At 72.4% G+C, this 4,273-nt stretch carries 2 protein-coding genes; both read right to left on the bottom strand.

From position 1 onward, the window contains the following. Positions 1–150 precede the first annotated feature (150 nt). Positions 151–771, bottom strand: coding sequence for a hypothetical protein (locus VFZ20_RS07005; RefSeq protein ID WP_329683129.1), 621 nt, complete (start codon positions 769–771; stop codon positions 151–153). Positions 772–1,354: 583 nt separating this feature from the next. Continuing rightward, the coding region (locus VFZ20_RS07010) for a hydantoinase B/oxoprolinase family protein (protein ID WP_329683130.1) at positions 1,355–4,273 on the bottom strand (2,919 nt) is incomplete at its 5' end.

Raw genomic sequence — 4,273 nt, forward strand, 5'->3', positions numbered from 1 at the left:
TTTCCAGCGGCGAATTCATTCGCTCCGGCTGGGGAACGGCCTTTACCGGATCAGATCCGCAATCATCATTCGCTCTTGGGCGCGGTCCCCGCCCGGGGGCTGGGGCCTACACCGGATCGCTGTCATCCGCCGGCGCGCCCACCCACGTTCTCACGGCGTCGGCGAGAAGCGGAACTCGGTGCGGCCGTCGGGATGGGCGATCATGATCTCGTAGTTCGCCTGGTTCTCCGGGGCCACGGGGACGTGCGTCACCAGCAGGGGCGTGGGCCCGTACGCGGTGAGCGCCGCGGCCAGGTGCTCGGCCCTGAAGCGACGGATCTGCGCCGGGAAGTTCGAATCCACCACGCAGTAGCCGATGATGGGGATCGCCGGATCCGCCGTGGAGATCAGGTTGGTGATGACGATCGCGTGGTAGCTGCGGGGATCGCGGTAGGTGGCCGGATCGAGCACGTTTCCATCCACCACGCCGATCGTCACCCGGTTCTGCCGCAGCGTGTTGGCCAGGTGCACGTGGTTCACCGCGGTCCAGGCGCAGTCGATCCCCCAGCGTCGCAGCGCGGGCTGGTACCCCGCCACGGCGAACGTCGCCTGGTCGCCGGCCCAGGTCACGAACCCGTTCTGGTGGGCCCAGGGCTTGAGGTCCAGCTCGCTCACGTCGTTGGAGGCGGGGAGGATCATCTGGATGGCGTTCTCCACCGCCTCGAACCCGCACTCCGGGCCGCTCTGCATCTCCACGAACTGGTCCGGCCTGCCTACGCCACCGTATTCCATCGCCATTCCTCCGCGCGCATGATCGAGTTCCCCGCGCGAGCGGCCCAAGCGGACCGGACGCGTTCCCTGCCTCCAGCCTAATCGCCGTCCGTCCCCCGTCAAAGCAGATTCGCACGGCCGATGCGACACGCGTCGTCCATCGACCTCGTGAGGCCCCCGACGATGCGTCATGCTGAGCGCGCTTGGAGAAACCCACCTCGGCGACCCTGCGTCGTCCTGACGGCGTTCTCGAGCACCCACCTCCGCGACCCAGCGTCATCCTGAGGAGCCGCCGCGCGGACTTCGTCCGGGCGTGATGCATGGCGGCGATGAAGGATCTTGACGGCGAGACTCGGGGCGGCTCCCACGCGCGACATCTGCCCCGTGGATTGGACGCAAGATCCTTCGGTCGCGCCCAGGTCCCTGCAGAAGATCAGGTTGTGCGCGGCGCTCCCTCAGGATGACGCATCGCGGGATGGTGCGCTTGTCCACTGGCCCCGCGCGGGCGCCCCCTCCGGGCTCGCGGAGCTCGCCCACCTCCCCCAAAAAACCTGGGGGAGGTTGAACATCCGGCCATCCGGCTTCATCGTGCAGCGCCGACGGCTCAGGAGGACGCGTCATCGCCCGGCGTCCCCCACCCGCCGCCGCCGGGCGTCTCCAGCAGCAGACGGTCGCCGGGCTCCACCTCGGTTCCATCCACCGAGCCCAGTTCCAGCACTTCGCCGGACGCGCGGATCACGCGCTGGCGGCCAGGAGCGCCGGGCGATCCGCCGTGCATGCCGTACGGGCCCTCCGCGCGGTGTTGCGTGAGCACGGACAGCGACATGGGCGCCAGGAAGGTGAGCTCGCGCGCGGCGCCGTCGCCGCCGCGGTGCGCGCCCGCGCCGCCGCTCCCCGCGCGGATGCCAAAGCGCTCCACGCGCACGGGGTAGCGGTGCTCCACCACCTCCGGGTCCGTGATGCGCGTGTTGGTCATGTGCGTGTGCACGGCGCTCGCCCCATCCCACGCCGGCCCCGCGCCCGCCCCGCCGCACACCGTCTCGTAGTACCCGAACCCCGCCGCGCCCCACAGCACGTTGTTCATGGTCCCCTGGCTGCACGCGGCCAGGCCCAGCGCCTTGAGCAGCGTATCCGTCAATCGCTGGCTCACTTCCGTGTTGCCGCCCACGACCGCCGGGTCGCGCGCGGGATCGTCGCCGAACGGCGGGTTCAGCAGCCCGGGCGGGACGTGCAGATCGACGGCATTCAGCAGCCCCTCGTTCAGCGGGAGCGGCTCGCGGACGAGCAGGCGCAGCACGTACAGCACGACGCTGCGGACGATGGCGGGCGTGGCGTTCAGGTTGCCCGGGTGCACGTCCGCCGAGCCGTCGAAGTCGATCCGCGCGCGCTCCCCCTCCACGGTGATGCGCACGCACAGCGTCGAGCCGTCGTCCAGCCGCTCCTCCGCGCGGTAGATGCCGTCGGGGATGCGGCGCAGGGCGTCACGGATGCCCGCCTCCGCCCGGCGCTTGAGGGCGCCCATGTACTCCGCCACGGCGGGCACGCCGTGCTCGCGGGCCAGCCCGCGCAGCAGCTCCGCGCCGCGGTGGTTGGCGGCCACGGCGGCGGCCAGGTCCGCCAGGTTGTCGTCCACGTTGCGCGTGGGGTGCGGGCCGCCCGTCAGCACGGCGCGCATGGCGTCCCAGTTTGCCACGCCGCCGCGCACCAGGTGCATGGGGCGGATGACGACGCCCTCCTCGGCCAGGGTGCGCGCGGCGGGCGGCATGCTGCCGGGGCGCGTGCCGCCGATCTCCGCGTGGTGCGCGCGGCTGGCCACGTAGCCCAGGAGCGCGCCGCCCTCGCCGTGGACGGGCGTGATGACCGTCACGTCCGGCAGGTGCGATCCGCCGAAGCCGGGGTGGTTGGTGACGATGACGTCGCCCGGCTGCATGGGGACGGCGTCACGCACCATCCGCACGCACAGGCCCATGGCCCCCAGGTGCACGGGGATGTGCGGCGCGTTGACGACGAGCTCTCCGTCCACGTCCAGCAGCGCGCAGCTGAAGTCCAGCCGCTCCTTTACGTTCGTCGACAGGGCCGTGCGCCGCAGCATCTCGCCCATCTCGCCCACGAGCGCGCGAAAGCGGGAGACGAAGAGCTCGGTGCGGACGGCGTCAGGAACGGCAGTGCGAGAGTGCGAAAGTGCGAAAGTGCGGGAGTGAACTTCGTCTCCGGACAAAGTCCCTGCCGTTCCATCGGTTTCCGTTACTTTCGCACTTTCGCACTTCGCACTTTCGCACTTCAGTTCAACGTTTCCCACACCATCTACGTGCGCGCTCCACCCCGCGGCGACCCACGTGGCGCTGTGGCGCTCGGCGATGAGCGCGGGGCCCGTCAGGTGGGCGCCGGCGCGCAACGCGTCGCGCTCGTAAACGGCCACGTCCGCCCACGTGCCGTCGATCCACGTGCGGCGCGTTCCGGCCGGTTCCGCGTCGTGCGGATCGGCCGTGGGCGGCGCTGGCGGATCGGCGACGCGCGTGGAGGCGATGACGCGCACGGACTCCACCTCGATGGGGCGCGCGGCGGGGCGATGGCCGTAGACGGCCGCGTAGCGCGTCTCGAACGCGTCGCGCAGGGGCGTCCGCGCGTCCCACTCCACCGTGAGCGTGCTGTCCTGGCCCACGTAGCGCAGGTTGGCGATGCGCCGGCGGATCTCGATCTGTCCGCGCGGCACGCCCTCGCGCGCGACGGCGTCCGCCGCCTCGTCCGCCAGCGTCGCGAAGAGGGCGGAGAGCGTCGCATCCACCTCGTCCAGCGGGCGCAGCACCTGGCGCTCGGCGAAGCGCTCCAGGGGGGCGTGGCCGATGCCCAGCGCGCTCAGCAGCCCCGCGTCCGTGGGCACGAGCACGGTGCCGATGCCCAGCCGCGCCGCCACCCCGCACGCGTGCTGCGCCCCCGCCCCGCCAAACGCCACCAGCGCGTACTCCGCCGGGTCGTAGCCGCGCCGCAGGCTGATGCCGCGGATGGCGTCCGCCATCCGCTCGTCCGCGATGTCGATCATCCCCGAAAGGAGCGCCTCGCGGTCCATCGCCTCGCCCGTCTGTGCGCGGACGCGGGCGGCGAGCGCGTCCGCCGCCTCCGCAGCGGGGGCGGGATGGACGGGGATGGCGAAGCGCGCGGGATCAAGCCTCCCCAGCAGGAGGTTGCAGTCGGTGATGGTGAGCGGGCCGCCCGCGCCGTAGCACGCCGGCCCCGGCGACGCGCCCGCGCTCTCCGGCCCCACGCGCAGCCCCTGCGCGTCGAACGCGCAGATGGAGCCACCGCCGGCCGCCACGCTCTCGATGGCCAGCGCCGGCGCCACGATGCGCGCGCCGCCCACCTCGTGCTCCCACACGTACTCGTAGTCGCCGTCCACGCGGGCCACGTCCGTGCTGGTGCCGCCCATGTCGAACGCGATCACGCGCGCGTGTCCCGAGCGCCGCCCGGCCAGCGCCGCGCCCACGACGCCACCGGCGGGGCCGCTCAGCAGCGCGTCCTTGGCGCG

This window comes from Longimicrobium sp. (genome assembly GCF_036280135.1).
Classification (GTDB): Bacteria; Gemmatimonadota; Gemmatimonadetes; order Longimicrobiales; family Longimicrobiaceae; genus Longimicrobium.